We start from the raw sequence: 18,281 nt of genomic DNA, 5'->3' as shown, positions 1-18,281 counted from the left end.
GTCCGATTGCGCCAGCGGTGCTAGGCGGTTGCCGCAGCACCGTCCGCCGAGGCCTGGTAGCTGCTGGGCGCCACGCCCAGGCTGCGGCGGAACATGCTGGAGAAGGCGCTCGGGCTGTCGTAGCCCAGCTCCAGCGCCACGCGGGTGACCGGGTTGCCCGCCGCGAGCCGGGTGACGGCGGCGAGCAGGCAGGCCTGCTGGCGCCAGGCGCCGAAGGAGAGGCCGGTCTGCTGGCGGAACAGCCGGCTGAAGGTGCGCGAGCTGCAATGCAGCTCGCTGGCCCAGAGGTCTGCCGTGACATCAATGGCTGGCGCGCGCAGGAAGTCCCGGCACAGCTCCAGCAGGCGTGGGTGCGCCGGCAGCGGGGCGAACAGCGGCAGGCTCGGGGCCTGGCGCAGCTCATGGAGCAGCAGGCGGATCAGGTCGCCGTCGCGGCCGCTCTCGTCGTGCAGCGCCGGCACCTCGACGCTGGCCAGCAGCAGGTGATGCAGCAGCGGCGAGACGGTCAGCGCCTGGCACAGCAGGGTGTCGCGCACCGGCACCTGCGGGGCGATGTACAGGCTGCGGGTGCTGACACCGCGCATCAGCACCCGATGCTGCTTGCCGGCGGGAATCCACACGCCGCTGTAGGGCGGGATCACCCAGGCGCCGTCCTCGGTCTCGACCTCCATCAGCCCGCTCATGCCGTAGAGGAACTGCGCGCGGCGGTGGGCGTGGGGCTTGAGCAGCGTGCCGAGCGGGTAGTCGGTGCCGATGGCGAGCACAGCGCGGTCGACGTCGTCGACACTGGCGAGGGGGATGTTGAGCATGGCGGCGAATCTGGCTGAGTCGCGATGATTATTCGCCAATCGGCGCAAAATGGCCAATCAGCCTGCGGCCGACCGGCGCGGTGCGCTTTGCTCGCGGGGATTTGCCGTAGGATCAGGCCGACATGACTTGCCAGGAGGCGACTATGGGTATCCGCGGAAACGACCGTCAGATCGACAACATCGAGTTCAACGTCAGCGACATCGCGCGCAGCAAGGCCTTCTACGGCAGCGTCTTCGGCTGGAGCTTCACCGACTACGGCCCGACCTACACCGAGTTCAGCGACGGCCGCCTGACCGGCGGTTTCACCAGCGGTGAGCCGGTACGCCCCTGCGGCCCGCTGGTGATCCTCTACGCCGACGACCTGGCGCAGACCCAGTCGCGCCTCGAAGCCGCCGGCGCCACCATCAGCCGCGCGACCTTTGCCTTCCCCGGCGGCCGGCGTTTCCATTTCATCGACCCGGACGGCTACGAGCTGGCGGTGTGGTCGGCGGACTGAGCCCGGACCTGTTCGATATAGCGCCGCACCAGCGGTGATTTCTCGAAGCGCCGGTGCAGCAGTGACAGCCACGAGCGCGGCGCGCAGTCAGCGAGCGGGCGGTAGTTCACCTACGGCAACTGCACCCGGCGCACCACGGACTCGGGGACGATGGCGACGCCGCGGCCGAGGGACACCAGCGCTATCACCGCGACCAGGCTGCCCGGCTGCTGGCCCAGGCGCGGGGCAAAGCCGCCGGCGCTGGCCACTTCCAGCGTGCCGGAGATCTGCTCCGGGAGGATGAAGGTTTCACCACTCAAGCGCGCGGCGCGAATCTCCGGCAACTCGTTGAGGCGCGAGGAAGCAGGCAGGGCGAGAACGAAGCCTTCCTCCTGCAGGGCGATGGCTTCAAGCTCCTCCGGTAGGCTCATCGGCGAGCGTACGTAGGCGAGGTCGAGCGTACCGTCGCGCACCTGCGCCGGCAGTTGCGCCATGGGCGCTTCGCTGATGTCCAGGTTCACCGCCGGCAGCGCGCGGGTGAACTGCTCGACATGCTGCTGCAGCACGCCGGAGTAGGCCGCCGAGGCCACGTAACCCAGCCGCAGATGCCCGGTTTCGCCCCGGCCGGCGCGCTGCGCGCCCAGTTGCGCGGCGTCGAACTGGCGTACCGCGAGTCCGGCTTCCGCCAGCAGGGCTTCGCCGGCGGCGGTCAGGCGCACCTCGCGCTGGCTGCGCTGGAACAGCAGCACGCCCAGTTCCTTTTCCATGTCCTGGATCTGCCGGCTCAGGGTCGGCGGGGCGATGCCCAGTTGCTCGGCCGCGCGGGTGAAGTGGCCGTGGTGGGCGACGCTGAGGAAGTAGCGGAAATGACGGATTTCCATGTTCGTTAGTCGCAGGCTAATGACGAAGGCCGCCGTGGCTAACAAGCCCGGCGCACGCGGGCGTTACCGTTGAGGCAACACTACAAGGCTGACGCGGCGAGGGCAAAACCCGGTGCGCCGGCCAACGCGGGAAGCCTTGCCATGTCCGACCCTGTGATTCGCCCACGACCCTCCGCCCGTTTCACCCTGCTGACCGCCTCGGCGGTGTGCGCGCTGATCATCCTCGACACCAACATCGTCGCCGTTTCGCTGCCGAGCATCGCCCGCGACCTGTCCGGCTCCTTCGCCGATATCGAGTGGGTGGTCAGCGCCTACCTGCTGGCCTTCGCCGCCTGCCTGCTGCCCGCCGGCAGCCTGGCCGACCGTTTCGGCCGGCGGCGCATGCTGCTGCTCGGGCTGGTGCTGTTCGGCGCAGCCTCGCTGGCCTGTGGCGCTGCGCCGAGCCTGCTGTTCCTGGATATCGCCCGCGCCGCCAAGGGAGTCGGCGCCGCGCTGTTGTTGACCTCGGCGCTGGCCGCCATCGGCCATCGCTTCCACGAACCCGAGGAGCGCCTGCGCGCCTGGGCCTTCTGGGGCGCGTGCATGGGCGCCACCATCACTTTCGCGCCGCTGTTGGGCGGGGTGATTTCCGCCACCCTGGGCTGGCGTTGGATCTTCTACCTCAACCTGCCGCTGGTAGTGCTGCTGGGGGCGATGGCGTTGCGCAGCATCGAGGAGTCCCGCGACAGCGCTGCCGCGCGCCTCGACCCGCTGGGCAGCCTGACCTTCGCCGGCGGCCTGGGCTACCTGATCTGGGCGCTGATCGATGGCAATCGCGTCGGCTGGGACAGCCCGCCGACCCTCGCACGGCTGCTGGTCAGCGCTGGCCTGTTGGGGCTGTTCGTGCTGGTGGAGCGCAGCCAGGCGCGGCCGATGATCGACCTGCGGCTGATGCGCAGCGGCCGCTTCATCGGCGCCTTGCTCGGCATGTTCGCCTACGCCGCCTGTGCCCAGGTGATGATGACCCTGCTGCCGCTGTACCTGCAGAACGGCCTGCGGCTGTCGGCGGTGGCGGCGGGCGCGGGGATGCTGCCGTTCGCCCTGGCGATGCTGCTGGCGCCACGGGTGGGCATGCGCCTGAGTGGGCGCTTCAGCCCGGCGCAGATTTTTGCCTTCGGCCTGGTGCTGGTCGGTGCGGGCAACCTGCTTTGCGCGCTGGCGACCGGGCAGGGCGGTTACCTGGCCTTCGCCCTCGCCAGCCTGGTGCTGGGTGCCGGCGCCGGGCTGCTCAACGGCGACACGCAGAAGAACATCATGGCCTGCGTGCCCCGCGAGCGCACCGGCATGGCCTCGGGGTTGAGCACCACCACGCGCTTCGCCGCCATCGTGCTGGCCATCGGTATTCTCGGCGGCGTCCTGGCCGCACGCAGCGCCCAGTTGCTGCGTAACGAGCTGGCAAAACTTGCTCCTGCGCAACTGGACAAGGCTGCCGAGATGGCGACCCGCGCGGCGGCGGGGGACTTCACGGCGGCGCTGTCGCTGGTCGATCCGACACTGCGCGATGCGCTGGCGCCCGGTGTGCGCCAGGCCTTCATCGGCGGTTTCGAGGGTGTATTGCTGGCGGCGGGCGTCGCGGCGCTGGTGTTCGCGGTGCTGGTGGGCACGCTGCTCAAGCGGCCGATGCCGGCGCATGAGCCGGTGCCGGCCTGAAACGGCCGTTTGTCCGCTAGCCGGCGGGACGGCGGTGGCTAGCGGAACTGGGGTTCGTCCGGCTGGGTCAGGAATCAGGAAGAGTGCGCGTTGTGCGCCTCGTCGCCGCCATCCAGAGCAGAACGGGCCAGGGGGAGAAACACATGCAGCAGTCAGTCGAGCCGGAGTTCATGGCACCCAGTGAGTACCTGACGTCCACGGGTGTCGCCGTGTTGATGTCGCCGCGATACATCGCCCCGGGCAAGGTGGGCGAAGTGCTGCTGTCGCTGGCGAAGATGCCGGCCGGCGTGTCGCCGCTGGACGTGGTGGTCGGCCCGTGGGAGTCCCACGAGGAAGCCTTCCAGGCGTCCCATGACGCGGCCGAGCGCTGGGTCGAGCGCCTCGACGACGCCTGAGTCAACGTGGCGTAGCCGTCAGCGGTAGCGCTGGCGGTCCGCCTCGCTGATCGGTCGGATGACTCGCGCCGGGTTCCCTGCCGCCAGCACGCCTTCGGGGATGTCACGCACCACCACGGCGCCGGCGCCGATCACGCTGTTCGCGCCGATGCTCACGCCGGGAAGGATGTTCACCCCGGCGCCGATCCATACGTTGTCGCCGATGCTCACCGGGTGCGCGTACTCCAATCCCTGGTTGCGCCGCTCGGCGTCCAGCGGGTGTCCCGCCGTGTAGATGCCGACGTTCGGTGCGATGAACACGTCATTGCCGATAGTGACCCTGGCGCCGTCGAGCATCACCAGGTTGACGTTGGCGTAGAAGCGCTCGCCGATCTCGATGTTGAAGCCGTAGTCGCAATGCAGCGGGCCTTCGATCACGAAGCCTTCGCCGATGCGCGCGAACAGCCCCCGGAGAATTGCCTCGCGGCGCTCGCGGTCATCCGGGTGGCTGTGGTTGAACTCGAAGAGCTTCGCCTTGGCCTCGGCGCGCTGGCGCAGTACCTGCGGGTCGTGGTTGGCGTCGTAGAGCAGCCCGGCAGCAGCTTTTTCCAGTTCGTTCATCGAGGCGGGTCCTTGTTGCGTTGAGAGGTGTTCGACGCGCACAGGGCGAGCCGGTTCCCTTCCTGGGCAACAGCCTCCAGGGCTCTGCGTCGCGGAGCGGAAGAGTGCGCCGGTAATCTGTAGTGAATACTACAAAAAATACGTATTGAAAGTTTCTGAAGCGCATTATACAAATGGCGCCATAACAAGAGGCGCCCCCATGCTCACACTCAAAGATCGCCTGAACACCCCGGAAGTCGAGCTCACCAAGGCCGAACGCAAGGTCCTGCGCGCCTTGCTCGACGACTACCCGCGCGCCGGCCTCGGGCCGATGTCGCGCCTCGCGCGCCAGGCCGGGGTCAGTGATCCCAGCATCCTGCGTCTGGTGAAGAAGCTTGGCTTCAGCGGCTACAGCGACTTCCAGAACGCGCTGATGGCCGAGGTGGACGACCGCCTGCGCTCGCCGCGCACCCTGCTCGCCGGGCGCCGCGAAGGCATGAGCCGCGACGATGTCTGGTCCAACTACCTGAGCGACGCCAGCGAAGGCATCCAGCGCACCCTGGCGCTGACCCAGGCCGACGACGTGCGCCTGCTCGGCGACTGGCTGCTCGAGCCCAAGCTGCGCGTGCTCTGCCACGGCGGTCGCTTCAGCCGCTTCCTCGCCGGTTACCTGGTGGCGCATCTGCGCATGCTGCGCAGCGGTTGCCTGTTGCTGGACGATGGCGCCGCGCTGCCCGACCAGCTGGGCGACATCGACCGCCAGACCCTGGTGGTGGTGTTCGACTACCGCCGCTACCAGGCCCAGGCGCTGGGCGTGACCCGCGCGGCCAAGGCCCGTGGCGCTCGCGTGGTGCTGTTCACCGATATCTATGACTCGCCACTGCGGGAGTTCGCCGACCTGATCATCAGTGCCCCGGTGGAATCCCCATCGCCCTTCGACACCCTGGTGCCGACCATGGCCCAGGTGGAGGCGCTGATCGCCAGCCTGGTAGCGCGCATGGACGGCCAGCTCGACGAACGCCTGGAAGGCATCGACCACCTGAGAGCTGCCTTCGGCAGCCACATCCTCGAGGAATGACCGTGTTCAGCTTGCCCCACCAATCGCCCCGTGACCTTCCGTTCACCCGCGGCCAGACCGCCATCCTGTTCGTCGACATGCAGAACGCCTGGGTCATCCCCGGCCGCGATGCTCATGTCGATCCAGCGACGCACCGCTACTTCTACGACCGTGTCGAGGCGAGCGTGATCCCCAACCAGCAGCGCCTGCTGGCGGCGATGCGCGAGGTAGGCGGGGAGGTGCTGCACACCATCATCGAGAGCCTCACCGCCGATGGTCGTGACCGTTCGCTGGACCACAAGCTCTCCGACATGCACCTGCCCAAGGGCTGCCCGGACGCCCAGGTGATCGACGCCCTGGCGCCGCGGGAGAACGAGATCGTGCTGCCGAAGACCTCCTCGGGGGTCTTCAACTCCACCGCCATCGACTACGTGCTGCGCAACCTGAATACCCGCCATCTGATCATCTGCGGCGTGGTCACCGATCAGTGTGTGGACATGGCCGTGCGCGACGCAGCCGACCGTGGCTACCTCGTCACCCTGGTCGAGGACGCCTGCGCCACCCACACCGCCGAACGCCACCAGGCCTGCCTGGAAGCGATCAAGGGTTACTGCTGGATCGCCGACACCGACAGCGTGCTGGCCCGTATCGCCGCGCTGGCCTGAGGCCGGGAGAACGCCATGAGTCAGAACAATAACAATCCCGCTCCGATGCGCCTGACCAGCTTCGTCACCACCGACCTCTGCGGCATCACTCGCGGCCGCTCGCTCCCCGAATCCGAAGTCGCCGAGCAACTGGCCACCGGCTGTGGCTGGGTGCCCGCCAACAGCGCGCTGACGCCGCAGGACATCATCGCCGACGACAATCCCTGGGGCAGCCACGGCGACCTGCGCCTGCTGCCCGACCCGAGCAGCCGGGTGCGTCTTGAAAACGGCCCGGACGCCCAGGCCGCGCCGCTGGATTACCTGCACGGCGACCTGGTGACCACCACCGGCGCGCCCTGGCCGGTGTGCCCGCGCACGCTGCTGCGCGAAGAAGTCGCCCGCTACCGGGAGCTTGATCTGCAAGTCACCGCCGCCTTCGAACACGAATTCAACCTGCTGGGTCTTGCGGACGAGCACGCCGCCGCTTTCTCCCTGCAGGCCCAGCGGCAGACCGGCAACTTCGGCGGCTGGCTGATGAGCGCGCTGGAGCAGATCGGCGCCGAGCCGGAAATGTTCCTGCCCGAGTACGGCCGCAACCAGTACGAAGTCACCTGCCGGCCGACCCAGGGCGTTGCCGCCGCCGACCGCGCGGTGAACGTCCGCGAAGTCACCCGCGAGATCGCCCGCCAGTTCGGCTGGCGCAGCACCTTCACACCGCTGCTGGCGCCCGGCACCGTGACCAACGGCGTGCACCTGCACCTGAGCCTGCAGCGCCTGGACGGCACCCCGGTGTTCTACGACGAGGCCGCGCCGAGCAACCTGTCGAAGCTCGCCGAGCACTGGGCCGCTGGCGTGCTGCGCCACCTGCCGGCGCTGTGCGCGCTCACCGCGCCGACGGCGGTGTCCTACCTGCGGCTGAAGCCGCACCACTGGAGCGCCGCCTACGCCTGCCTGGGCCTGCGCAACCGCGAAGCCGCTCTGCGCATCTGCCCGGTGGTGGAGATCGGCGGCAAGCCCAAGGCGCGCCAGTTCAACCTGGAATTCCGCCCCATGGACGCCACCGCCAGCCCGCACCTGGCCATGGCCGCCGTGCTGATCGCCGGGCGCCTGGGCATGCAACAGGAGCTGCCGCTGTCGGCGGTCACCGACGTCGATCCGCACAGCCTCAGCGACGCCCAGCGCGAGGAGCTGGGGATCAAATCGCTGCCGGGTTCGCTGGAGGAGGCCCAGCGCCTGCTGCTCGCCGATACCGAACTGTGCGCCCAGCTGCCGCCGGCGCTGCTGCAGACCTACGTTTCCATGAAGCGCCAGGAGCAGGCCCTGACCCGTGAACTCAGCGAAGAACAACTCTGTGAATCCTATGCAAAGTTCTACTGAATCCGGCCTCTACCGGCGTCCGCCGTTCGAGATCGTCAACCCGCAGGGCAGGAGCCCGGTGCTGCTGGTCTGCGAGCACGCCAGCCGCTACATCCCCGAGGAGCTGGCGCAGCTGGGCCTGGACGATGCGGCTGCCGCCGAGCACATCGCCTGGGACATCGGCGCGCTGGACCTGGCCCGCGAGCTGTCGGCGCGCCTGGACGCCACGTTGCTGGTGGCGAACTACTCGCGCCTGCTGATCGACCTCAACCGCCCACTGTCGGCTCCGGATGCGATCCCCGAGCACAGCGAGATCTACCCGATTCCCGGCAACCGCAACCTGAGCGCGGCGGCCCGGCAGGAGAGGGTGGCGAGCCTGTTCGAGCCTTTCCACCGGCAACTGACCGCGCTGCTCGACGAGCGCCTTGCTGCCGCCCGGCCAACCCGGCTGGTCGGCGTGCACAGCTTCACCCCGAGCTATCGCGGCGAGCCGCGCCCGTGGGTGGCCGGGGTGCTCTTCGCGAAGGCCGAAGCCTATGCCCAGCGCATGGTGGCGGGCCTCAGGGAGAGCGGGGACGAAATCGGCGCCAACCAGCCCTACGTGATCGACCCGCTGGAGGACATGACTGTCCCGGTGCATGGCGACGAGCGCGGCGTGGACGCCGTGCTGATCGAAATCCGCAATGACGGACTGCGGACCCCGCAAGGGGTGGAAGCCTGGGCGACTCGCCTGGCTCCCTGGCTCTGAGGACCCAAGCCAGTCCCGGTGCGTTCGGCCGGGGCGGGCGGGTTCTGAAAACAACAACAATTCAGCGCATGAGCGCCGAACCCTGAATGCTGCCGTTCCCAGAGGAAGTGCCCCGTGGCTATCGAACAGTTCGGATACAAGCAACAACTCCGCCGCAGCCTGACGCTCGGCGACCTGGTGATCTACGGGATGATCTTCATGATCCCGATTGCCCCCTTCGGCGTGTACGGCTGGGTGCATGCCGACGCCCACGGCATGGTGCCGATGGCCTACCTGGTGGGCATGGTGGCGATGCTCTTCACCGCGCTCAGCTATGGCGCGATGTCCCGCGCGTTTCCCATCGCCGGCTCGGTGTACTCCTACGCCCAGCGCGGTATCCACCCCAACGTCGGCTTCATTGCCGGCTGGGTCCTGCTGCTGGACTACCTGCTGATCCCGCCGCTGCTCTACGTGTTCAGCGCGCTGGCGCTGAACCACCTGTTCCCGGCGATCCCCAAGCTGGTCTTCATGCTGATCTTCCTGGTGTCCGCCACGCTCATCAACCTGCGCGGCATCACCCTGGCGGCGCGCTTCAACCTGCTGTTCCTGATCGCCGAACTGGTGGTGCTGGCGATATTCCTGGCGGTGGGTTACCACGCGCTGGAAGGCGGCCTGGGCAATGGCCGGCTGACCCTGGAACCGCTGCTGCAGCCGGAGCATTTCAACCTCGGCCTGGTGATGAAGGCGGTGTCCATCGCGGTGCTGTCGTTCCTCGGCTTCGATGCGATCTCCACCCTCGCTGAAGAGGTCAAGGGCGACCCAGCCAAGCAGATCGGCCGCGCCTCGCTGATCGCGCTGTTCGTCATGGGCGCCATCTTCATCGTGCAGACGTGGCTGGCCACCGATCTGGCTGCGGGCATGACCTTCAAGTCGGCGGACACCGCCTTCTACGAGATCGCCGAAGCGGCCGGCGGCAGCTGGCTGTCCACGCTGACGGCGGTGTCCACCGCGCTGGCCTGGGGCGTGACCGTGTCGATCACCTCGCAGGCCGCCGTGTCGCGCCTGCTGTACTCCATGGCCCGTGACGGCAAGCTGCCGCGTGTGCTGGCCAAGGTGCACCCGAAATACCAGACCCCGCACATCAGCCTGTACCTGGTGGGCGTGCTGTCGCTGGGCATCGGCATCTACTTCCTCGACTCGCCGGACGTGCTCACCTCGCTGGTCAACTTCGGCGCGCTGACCGGCTTCTGTCTGCTGCACCTGGCGGTGATCAATCATTACTTCATCCGCCAGAAGAGCGGCCAGGTGCTGCGCCATCTGGTGTTCCCGCTGGTGGGTCTGGTGATCATCGCCTACGTGCTGTTCAGCATGAGCCGTGAGGCGCAGGAGCTGGGTGCAGGCTGGATCGCCATCGGCCTGGTGTACCTCGCGGTGCTCAGCCGCCGCGGCAATGGCAGCGAGCTGGCGCGGGAAATCTGACCGGGTGCGCCGTGCTGTCGCAGACGGCACGGCGCGCTTTGACAGACGGCGGGGCGTGCCCCATAAAGATCGGGCGGTGCAGGGACGCCGCCAACACCGATGAGCCAGCGCGAAACAGCATGAGCAGGAAAGATCAGGACAGCACCACGCCCTTCACCCTGGACCGCATCGACGAGGAGATCATCCGCATCCTCCGTCACCAGGGCCGCATCACCTACGGCAAACTGTCCGCGCTGGTCCACCTCACCCCGCGCCCCTGCCAGGAGCGCGTCCGCAAGCTGGAGCGGCACGGCATCATCCGCGGCTACGGCGCCGTCATCGACGAACAGAAGATCGCCTCGGGCCTGTCGCTGCTGGTACTGGTCGCGCTGTCCAACCAGAGTGGCCGCACCGCGCAGAAGGCCTTCGAGGCGCGGGTGGTTGCCTGCCCGGAAGTGCTGCACTGCCAGCTGATCAGCGGCACCTTCGACTACAGCGTGCGCATGCGCTGCCGCGACATGGAGCACTACCGCGCGCTCACCGAAACCTGGCTGAACGATGAGAGCCTGCACATCGACAAGCTGGTTGCCCACCCCGAGCTGACGACCATCAAGGAGTCGCTCAGCTAGCGCTGTTTCCTCTGTTTTTCTCCCGCCATATCGCCACGTAGACGGCTGCGTGACACACAGCCGAATCGGCTGTCAGCACGCCGCAATACAGCCGTATCGGCCGGCGCGCATCGCCATTACAGCCGGGATTTCCGCCTGGCCGGTGGGAGAATCGTGTGGCCCCTCTCCTGAAGTGCAGACCTGATCCAGGGCCTCTGCGACGTTGTTGTGCCCGCTGTTCGAGGCATGCTGGAGCGGGGCGGTACCGTTCGAGAACACCGACAGAAAAGTCCAATCACAACAATCGGAGGTCCCACCATGACTCGCTTCGTCGACGTCCCCATGATGTCCCAACTGGTCCAGCAGATCGGTGTCGCCCGCTTCATCGGCGAACTCGCCGACACCATCGCGCAGGACTTCATGCGCTGGGAATCCTTCGACAAATCCGCCCGCGTCGCCAACCACTCCGAGATCGGCGTCATCGAGCTGATGCCGGTGTCCGACACCGCCCGCTATGCCTTCAAGTACGTCAACGGCCACCCGCAGAACACCCAGCGCGGGCTGTTCACTGTCATGGCCTTCGGTGTGCTGGCGGATGTCGAGACGGGCTATCCGGTGCTGCTCTCCGAACTGACCGTGGCCACCGCGCTGCGCACCTGCGCCACTTCGCTGATGGCTGCCCGCGCGCTGGCCCGCCCGCATTCGCGACGCATGGCGCTGATCGGCAATGGCGCGCAGAGCGAATTCCAGGCGCTGGCCTTCCATCATCACCTGGGCATCGAGGAAATCGCCGTCTACGACATCGATCCGCAGGCCACCGAGAAGCTGATCCGCAATCTCTCGGACGTCCCCAACCTGAAGATCATCCGCGCCGGCTCCACCGCCGAAGCGGTGCGCGGCGCCGACATCGTCACCACGGTGACCGCCGACAAGGCCTACGCGACCATCCTCACCCCGGAGATGATCGAGCCGGGCATGCACATCAACGGCGTGGGTGGCGACTGCCCGGGCAAGACCGAACTGCACGCCGACGTCCTGCGCGCCGGCAAGGTGTTCGTCGAGTACGAGCCGCAATCGCGCGTCGAGGGCGAGATCCAGCAGATGCCGGCGGACTTCCCGGTGAACGACCTGTGGCGCGTGCTTACCGGCCAGCTCACCGGGCGCGACAGTGCCGAGCAGGTGACCATCTTCGATTCGGTCGGCTTCGCCCTCGAGGACTATTCCGTGCTGCGCTACGTGAACGAGCAGGCCAGCCACCTGGGCCTCGGCGAGCGCATCGACCTGGTGCCCTGGAGCGAGGAAGAGGACAACGACCCCAAGGACCTGTTCCGCTACACCCGCTCCGCCAAGGCGCGCAAAGGGCTGCGTCGCATCGCCTGACGCTCAGCTCTCCCGTTCCGCCTCGTGGGAAATCTCCAGGGGCGGCCGGCTGAGGTCGCTGGCGCTCTGCGTGGTGGCGGCGACGCGGGCCTTCAGCCATTGGCTGAAGGCCTTCACCACCGCGCGTTCGGCCTTCACCGGGTCGGTCACCAGGAAGTAGCCACGGCTGGACTGGATGGTGATGTCGAACGGGCGCACCAGCAGGCCACGGGCGAGGGCATCGCCGCTGAGCAGGTTGTCGCCGATGGCCACGCCCTGGGCAGCGATGCACGCGGCGATGGTGCAGGGCGCATCGGCGAACAGCACGCCGGAGCGGTGATCGATGGCGCTCGCGCCCACCGCGCCGAGCCACAGGCGCCAGTCGGCAAAATCATTCATGTGCAGCAGCGTGTAGTGGGCCAGGTCCGCCGGCTGCTGCAGGCCGCCGCGCGAGTGGATCAGGCGTGGGCTGCAGACCGGGAAGAAGTGCAGGGCCACCAGTTGCTCCACCGTCTGGTTCGGCCAGTCGCCGCTGCCGTAGGCGATGAACAGGTCGGCGTCGCTGGCGCTGGTGTCCTGCGGCACGCGCGGCGTCACTACGTGCAGTTGCACCTGCGGGTACTGCGCGAGGAAGTCGCCCAGGTGCTGGCACAGCCAGTAGGTGGCGAAGCCGGGGTTGCAGCTCACGCACAACGGGCCGCTGACCTGCTGCTCGTCGAAGCTGCTGCCGGCCAGTTGTACCTCCGCGAGAATGCGCCGCACGTCGCGGGCATACCTTTCCCCCCGATAGGTCAGGCGAATGCCGCGCCCGGTGCGCTCGGTCAGGGCGAAGCCCAGGCGTTCCTCCAGCGTGGCGATGCGGTGGCTGACCGCGCTGCGGGTAAGGTTCAGCTCCGTTGCAGCGGCGGACACGCTGCCCAGCCGGGCCACGGCATCCAGCGCCCGCAGGGCGGTCATCGAGGGAAAGTGCATGGGGCGCTCATTGCTCCATTGGTGAAACTAACTGGACATGGGATGGCGAAATACTGCGCTTGTTGCGAATTCCGCTTCACCAATACTAGGCCACACGACAACAACAACAGGCAACGATGAGGAAGCCGCCATGTCGAAATTCAAGGCCTACGTCCAGCAGTGGATCGACGAACACCGCCAGCAACTGTCCGACTGGCACCAGGTGATCTGGCATTTTGCCGAGCCGGCGTTCCGCGAATACAAGTCCTGCGCCTGGTACGTGGAGTTGCTGCGCAAGGAAGGCTTCACGGTGGAAGAGGGCAGCGGTGGCATGCCGACGGCCTTCGTCGCCACTTTCAGCCAGGGTGACGGACCGATCCTCGCCACCTATGCCGAATACGACGCCGTGCCCGGAAACTGCCAGGCGGCGGCGACCAGGCCGATGCCACGCGAAGGCCTGTCGAAGTACGCGCCGGGCCACACCGACCCGCACTCCGCGCTGGGTATCAGCGCCCTGGGCGGCGTGCTGGCGGCCAAGGCGGCGATGCTGGAATTTGGCATCGCCGGCACCATCAAATTCTTCGGCGAACCGGCGGAAAAACTGCGCGCGTCCAAGCCCGTGCATGCCGCCAAGGGCTACTACGACGACCTCGACGCCGCCGTCAGCTTCCATCCCACCTACATGCTGCCGCTGAACAACACCACCACCTGGGACACTCACTGCGGCATCGCCTACTCGTACATCTACACCTTCACCTGCGAGGACCCGCAGAACTGGATCGCCGCCGACCGCTACAGCCCGATCCCGCAGAACCACCTGGCTGCCCGCGCCCCTGGCGCCAATGATGCGCTGGTGCACTTCTACACGCTGAGCGAGAGCCTGCGCCGCTCGACGCTACCGTTCACCGGGCTTTGGAGTTTCAACGAAGCCATCCTCACTGCCGGGCAGGCCACTGCCGACAACCTGCCGCCGCACATCTCGCAGATCCAGTACCTGCTGCGCTGCGACTCCATCGAACAGGCCGAGACCATCTCCACGGTGATGGACAACAACGCCGCCGCCGCGGCCATGGCCACCGGCTGCCAGTGGAAGAAGACCTGGGTCTGCAAATCCCGTGGCGGGCTGGCCAACCACGCGCTGGCCCAGGCCTGCTACGACAACCTCGCCGCCATCGGCGCGCCGAGCTGGGGAGAGCAGGCCATCGCGGTGGCGCGGGAAATCCAGGTGAACCTCGGGCTCGAGCCCATGGACGAACCCTTCCTGCCGGCCACTCAGGCATTGATCGAGCCGCAGGAATGCGAGCGGCAGATGCGTCTGCAGATGCCGGCGTGGCAGAAGTACCTGACCTCCGACGACTACCCCGAATACACCTGGCACTGCCCGACCGTGCGCCTCTACGTGGCCCGGCCGATGCTCAGCGCGCCCGCCGGCTTCACCTATCCGGACTGGGTGTCCAACGCCCTGGGCGGCATCCGCGAAACCATCGACCCGATGATCGACGTGGCCTCCAAGACCATCGGCAGCACGCTGATCGAGCTGTTCACCGATGCCGGCCTGCTGGCCGAGGCGACCCGCGAGTTCAATGAGCGCACCGGCGGCGGCATCGGCGGCGAACAGTGGCAGGCGCCGCTGCTGCCGAAGGACTTCAAGGTCCCGCACCGCTTCCGCTGGCCGGAGTACATCCGCACGGTGCGCGGCGAGGAGTGGTGGATTCCGGCGCGGGAAGACGAGTAAGGCGAGCCCGCTCCTGCATGAAATCCCGCGCGTGGGCTTGCCCTCTCCCTAACCGTCTCCCTGAAGGGAGAGGGGACTGTCCGGCGCGCACGAATAACCCCGTGCTCGCCGGCATGCACTGTTCTATCCGAGAGCGCTGAATGGCTCCCTCTCCCTTCGGAGCGGGGCGCGTAGCCAGGGCAGGGGGAGAGGGTCGTCGCAGTAGCGGCCGTGCCTGCGAATCGCACCCACAGTTCCGTAGGGCGCATAACGCGCCAGCGTTATCCGCCGTCATGGCATCGGCGGATAACCCGTTCCGGGTTATGCGCCCTACGCGGTTGTACATTGGCGCGATTAGCGCCTATCGGGCGCGCTTGAACCAGCGGATCAGCGCCGCACCAAGCTCCATGGTGCGCGAGCGCGACGGGCAGCCCGGCGTCGAGAGCAGCTGCGGCAGCAGGAAGCCCACTTCCGCTTCGTTCGGCCCGCAGAGACCCGGTGCGGCCGCTTCGACGACTTCCTCGTCCCAACGCGGGAAGCGCTCGCTCCCGCTCTCGAATGCAGTCAGTGCGTTCATGATCGATTCGCCTCCCTAGAGGTCCAGCACCAGCGGTTGCACGCCGCCGTCGTCCTGCGCCGGGATGGCGCAGCAGATCAGTACGCTACCGGCTTCGGGCAGTTCTGCCGGCGGATTGGGGTAATGCACCTGGCCGCTGACAATCTTCGTCCTGCAGGTGCCGCAGGAGCCGCCGCGGCAACTGAAGTCGGGCGCAAGACCTCGGGCTTCGGCCAGTTCCAGCAGGCTGCCGCTCTCGGGCTTCCAGCGGGCTTCCTTGGCCGAGCCGGCGAAGTACACCGGCACCGGTTCGGTGGCGGCGGGCGGCTGTATCAGCGTCGGTTCCTGGCCGTCACCCCGGCGCTTGAGCGTCGAGGGGCCGAAGGTCTCGGCGTGGATACGCGCGTCGACGATGTTCAACCCGCGCAGGCCGTCGTAAATCGCCTGGGTGAATTCGCCGGGGCCGCAGACGTAGAAGTCGTAATCGTCCAGCGGCAACCGTGCCTTGATCGCCTCGATATCCAGACGCCCGATCTGTTCGAAGTCGCGGCCGGGCAGCGCATCCGGTTCCGGGCGGCTGAGAGCACGGTGAATCTGCAGTTGCGGCGCGCGCTGGCGCAGCTCGGCGATCTCGCGCTGGAACGGCAACTGGCCCAGCGTCCGCGCGGACTGGAACAGGTGAACGCGTCGCGCCGGTCCGGCTACCAACTCGCGCAGCATCGACAGCAGCGGGGTGATGCCCACGCCTGCGCCGATCAATACCACTGGCCGCGTGCTGTCGCTCTTCAGGGTGAAGCTGCCCATGGGTGCACGAACCTGAAGCTGGTCACCGGCACCAATCTGTTCATGCAGATGGCGCGACGCTGGACCCTGTGCCTTTACGCTGATGCGTAGCTCGCCATCCGACGGCGCGCTGGAAAGGCTGTAGGTACGGATCAGCGCTGGCTCGCCGACCGCCAGGCGCACCGGCAGGTGCTGGCCCGGAGCGAAGCTCACGGCGGTGCCGGCTGGCGGTTGCAGGTAGAACGAGCGGATGTCCTCGCTTTCCGGCTCCACGCGCAGTACCTGCCAGTCCTGCCACTGCTGGCGCTGCTCGCGCTCCTGCAGCTTGGCGTCGGCCTCGGCCCAGGTGCCGGTCATCAGGCTGGTGGGCGAGAACTCGCGGAAGTTCCAGCGCAGCGCCAGGGCGTTGCGGCGCAGTACCACGTGCTGCACGTCCAGGGTCCACAGGCGCTCGGCGCCTTCGAAGGCCGCCAGCAGCGGGCTGTCGAAGAGGATTTCGGTGCGGCCATGTACCTGCAGCACATCACCGCTGGTGAAGTCGACGAACAGCAGCCCCGCCTGCGGGTTGGCCTGCAGGTTGCCGAGGGTGTTGAAGTGCAGGTTGCCGGCGTAATCGGGGATGGTCAGGCGGTTGCCGGTGACCCGGACGAATCCGGGCCGACCGCCGCGATGGGAGACGTCCACCGAGCGGTCGCCGTCCTCGTGCTGCACGTAGCTGGCGACGAAGAAGGTGTCGGCGTTGCGGATGATCGTCGCCAGTTCATCGTTCAGCGCGCCGAAGTCCTCGCGCGGGGCGCGCTGGCTGTAATGCTGCTCGTCGCGGCTCCACTCGCGCTTCTGGATGTACTGCGGGCAGTTGCCGAAGGAATGCTCGACAGCCACCGTCAGCAGGCCGCCGTCCACTTCGCGGAGGACACCGTTCATGCGGTTACGCCGGCGGGTATGCAACTCGATGCCCAGCAGACCGATGGCGTGGCCGGCTCGCAGACCGCTGGCCGCCGGGTCCTGGCTGTCGGGCACGCTGTCGAGCAGCAGGCTTTTCGGGTCGGGTGAAGTGACGAAGCCTTCCGCACCTTCGAGCAGGGTTGCCCAGGGCCTGCCCTGGTCGTCCACGGCGCCGGCGATGATGAAGGGCAACTGGTGGTAGAACTCGCGGTGCTGGTCGGGCATGTAGTCGCGGATGACTTTCTGGCCGTGGACTTCCATGCGCTCGGCGACGCCGACGCGCTCCTGGATCGCCTTCTCGCCGGCGTGCCAGGGGGAGGTACGGTGTTTGGGCAACTGGAACATGACGGGCACCTCGCGACGAAAGGGCTGCCGGGTCACCCCGGCAGCGAGGGTTGCATCAGGCTTGCAGGCCGATGGCGGTGCGCTGCATCGGCACGAAGTGCGGCAGGGCCTCCACGCGGGCCAGCCAGGCGCGCAGGTTGGGGTAGTCCTGCAGGGACACGTTGCCCTCCGGCGCATGGGAAATGTAGGAGTAGTTGGACACGTCGGCGATGGTCGCCTCGCTGCCGGCCAGGAAGGGCGACTTGGCCAGTTCGCGTTCCATCACCTGGAACAGGGTGTGGGCGCGGGTGGCGACTTCCTCGGGGTTGAAGGCGGCGCCGAATACGGTGATCAGCCGCGCGGCGGCCGGACCGTAGGCAACCTGCCCGGCGGCGACCGACAGCCAGCGCTGCACGCGCGCGGCGCCCAGCGGGTCTTCCGGCAGCCAGCGGCCGTTGCCGTATTTTTTCGCCAGGTACACCAGGATGGCGTTGGAGTCAGAGACGATGACGCCGTCGTCATCGATCACCGGCACCTGGCCGAAAGGGTTCAGGGCGAGGAAGTCCGGGTGTTTGTGGGCGCCCTTGGCGAGGTCCACGGAGATCAGTTCGGTAGGAAGTTGCAGCAGCGAGAGCATCAGCTCGACACGGTGGGCGTGGCCGGACAGCGGGTGGCGGAAGAGTTTGATGGTGTGGGACATGACGGTGACTCCGTTGGCTTGAGTGGGTGAGCAGCGCGAGTCGGTCCGGGGTGGGTTGCTCGAGCTGATGGGTGAATGCTGCGCCCGATGGCCGGCGCGCAGAATCACCAGGGCGGGCAATCCAGCGTTTCAGAATGCGGAAGAATCGGAGGGGCAGATGAATGCCGGTGGCGTTTGCGAGCAGGGAGGGCGTCGGCCCTGCCGACGGATCGCGGGCATGGCCCGCTCCTACAGGGGGACGGGGGCTTGGCGTGTAGGAGCTGGCCATGC

17 protein-coding genes and 1 pseudogene are annotated in these 18,281 nt (G+C 67.6%); 11 read left to right on the top strand and 7 right to left on the bottom strand.

Features of this window, described 5'->3' with window-relative positions:
• Positions 1–20: 20 nt before the first annotated feature.
• A complete protein-coding gene (locus ABKS89_RS18050) occupies positions 21–809 on the bottom strand; it encodes an AraC family transcriptional regulator (RefSeq protein ID WP_348586413.1) in 789 nt (262 codons plus the stop codon).
• A 143-nt stretch (positions 810–952) separates the two neighbouring features.
• Here ABKS89_RS18050 and ABKS89_RS18045 point away from each other — a divergent pair, with 143 nt between their 5' ends.
• On the top strand, positions 953–1,306 hold the full coding sequence (locus ABKS89_RS18045; protein ID WP_348586411.1) for a VOC family protein: 354 nt from the start codon (positions 953–955) through the stop codon (positions 1,304–1,306).
• On the opposite strand, the pseudogene ABKS89_RS18040 reads toward ABKS89_RS18045, so the two are convergent.
• A pseudogene (locus ABKS89_RS18040) lies at positions 1,276–2,166 on the bottom strand (LysR family transcriptional regulator). The gene ABKS89_RS18045 and the pseudogene ABKS89_RS18040 sit on opposite strands and share 31 nt — an antisense overlap.
• A gap of 141 nt (positions 2,167–2,307) precedes the next feature.
• Between ABKS89_RS18040 and ABKS89_RS18035 the strand changes: the two are divergent.
• Positions 2,308–3,855 carry an MFS transporter gene (locus tag ABKS89_RS18035; protein WP_348586409.1) on the top strand — a complete coding sequence of 516 codons (1,548 nt, stop codon included), beginning with the start codon at positions 2,308–2,310 and terminating at the stop codon, positions 3,853–3,855.
• A gap of 143 nt (positions 3,856–3,998) precedes the next feature.
• On the top strand, positions 3,999–4,250 hold the full coding sequence (locus ABKS89_RS18030; protein WP_192210771.1) for a hypothetical protein: 252 nt from the start codon (positions 3,999–4,001) through the stop codon (positions 4,248–4,250).
• Between the two features lie 18 nt (positions 4,251–4,268).
• Here the strand turns inward: ABKS89_RS18030 and ABKS89_RS18025 are convergent, their stop codons facing one another.
• On the bottom strand, positions 4,269–4,850 hold the full coding sequence (locus ABKS89_RS18025; protein WP_348586408.1) for a sugar O-acetyltransferase: 582 nt from the start codon (positions 4,848–4,850) through the stop codon (positions 4,269–4,271).
• Between the two features lie 199 nt (positions 4,851–5,049).
• On the opposite strand from ABKS89_RS18025, the gene ABKS89_RS18020 reads away from it, so the two are divergent.
• From ABKS89_RS18020 to ocd, 7 genes are all read left to right on the top strand, one after another.
• Positions 5,050–5,907, top strand: coding sequence for a MurR/RpiR family transcriptional regulator (locus ABKS89_RS18020; protein ID WP_348586407.1), 858 nt, complete (start codon positions 5,050–5,052; stop codon positions 5,905–5,907).
• 2 nt (positions 5,908–5,909) lie between these two features.
• Entirely contained in the window at positions 5,910–6,551 is a 642-nt protein-coding gene (locus ABKS89_RS18015; protein ID WP_138214481.1) for a cysteine hydrolase family protein, read from the top strand.
• A 15-nt stretch (positions 6,552–6,566) separates the two neighbouring features.
• On the top strand, positions 6,567–7,907 hold the full coding sequence (locus ABKS89_RS18010; protein WP_348586405.1) for a glutamine synthetase family protein: 1,341 nt from the start codon (positions 6,567–6,569) through the stop codon (positions 7,905–7,907).
• Positions 7,891–8,634, top strand: a complete 744-nt coding sequence (locus tag ABKS89_RS18005; RefSeq protein ID WP_348586403.1) for an N-formylglutamate amidohydrolase — start codon at positions 7,891–7,893, stop codon at positions 8,632–8,634. Before ABKS89_RS18010 ends, ABKS89_RS18005 begins: the two co-directional genes overlap by 17 nt.
• Before the next feature lie 114 nt (positions 8,635–8,748).
• Positions 8,749–10,092 (top strand): APC family permease, encoded by a 1,344-nt coding sequence (locus tag ABKS89_RS18000; RefSeq protein WP_348586402.1) that lies wholly within the window; start codon positions 8,749–8,751, stop codon positions 10,090–10,092.
• A gap of 119 nt (positions 10,093–10,211) precedes the next feature.
• Positions 10,212–10,700, top strand: coding sequence for an Lrp/AsnC family transcriptional regulator (locus tag ABKS89_RS17995; RefSeq protein WP_192435778.1), 489 nt, complete (start codon positions 10,212–10,214; stop codon positions 10,698–10,700).
• Between the two features lie 297 nt (positions 10,701–10,997).
• Positions 10,998–12,059, top strand: a complete 1,062-nt coding sequence (gene ocd, locus ABKS89_RS17990; RefSeq protein WP_348586400.1) for an ornithine cyclodeaminase — start codon at positions 10,998–11,000, stop codon at positions 12,057–12,059.
• A 3-nt stretch (positions 12,060–12,062) separates the two neighbouring features.
• Here ocd and ABKS89_RS17985 read toward each other — a convergent pair whose 3' ends face one another.
• Positions 12,063–13,010, bottom strand: coding sequence for a LysR substrate-binding domain-containing protein (locus ABKS89_RS17985; protein WP_348586398.1), 948 nt, complete (start codon positions 13,008–13,010; stop codon positions 12,063–12,065).
• 130 nt (positions 13,011–13,140) lie between these two features.
• Here ABKS89_RS17985 and ABKS89_RS17980 point away from each other — a divergent pair, with 130 nt between their 5' ends.
• Positions 13,141–14,724, top strand: a complete 1,584-nt coding sequence (locus ABKS89_RS17980; protein WP_348586396.1) for a zinc-binding metallopeptidase family protein — start codon at positions 13,141–13,143, stop codon at positions 14,722–14,724.
• Positions 14,725–15,064: 340 nt separating this feature from the next.
• On the opposite strand, the gene ABKS89_RS17975 is transcribed toward ABKS89_RS17980, so the two are convergent.
• Genes ABKS89_RS17975 through ABKS89_RS17965 form a run of 3 tightly spaced genes read right to left on the bottom strand, consistent with a single transcriptional unit; the run spans position 15,065 to position 18,011 of the window.
• Positions 15,065–15,280, bottom strand: coding sequence for a hypothetical protein (locus tag ABKS89_RS17975; protein ID WP_138214473.1), 216 nt, complete (start codon positions 15,278–15,280; stop codon positions 15,065–15,067).
• A 15-nt stretch (positions 15,281–15,295) separates the two neighbouring features.
• Positions 15,296–17,332 carry a pyridoxamine 5'-phosphate oxidase family protein gene (locus tag ABKS89_RS17970; protein ID WP_348586394.1) on the bottom strand — a complete coding sequence of 679 codons (2,037 nt, stop codon included), beginning with the start codon at positions 17,330–17,332 and terminating at the stop codon, positions 15,296–15,298.
• Between the two features lie 55 nt (positions 17,333–17,387).
• Positions 17,388–18,011: a glutathione S-transferase family protein gene (locus tag ABKS89_RS17965; RefSeq protein WP_138214471.1), complete on the bottom strand. Its 624-nt coding sequence runs from the start codon at positions 18,009–18,011 to the stop codon at positions 17,388–17,390.
• Between the last annotated feature and the right edge of the window lie 270 nt (positions 18,012–18,281).

It is taken from the genome of Pseudomonas sp. LABIM340 (assembly GCF_040017195.2).
Taxonomy (GTDB): Bacteria; Pseudomonadota; Gammaproteobacteria; order Pseudomonadales; family Pseudomonadaceae; genus Pseudomonas.
The sequence above is the reverse complement of the archived record's forward strand: the minus strand, read 5'-3'. Positions and strand labels throughout refer to the sequence as shown.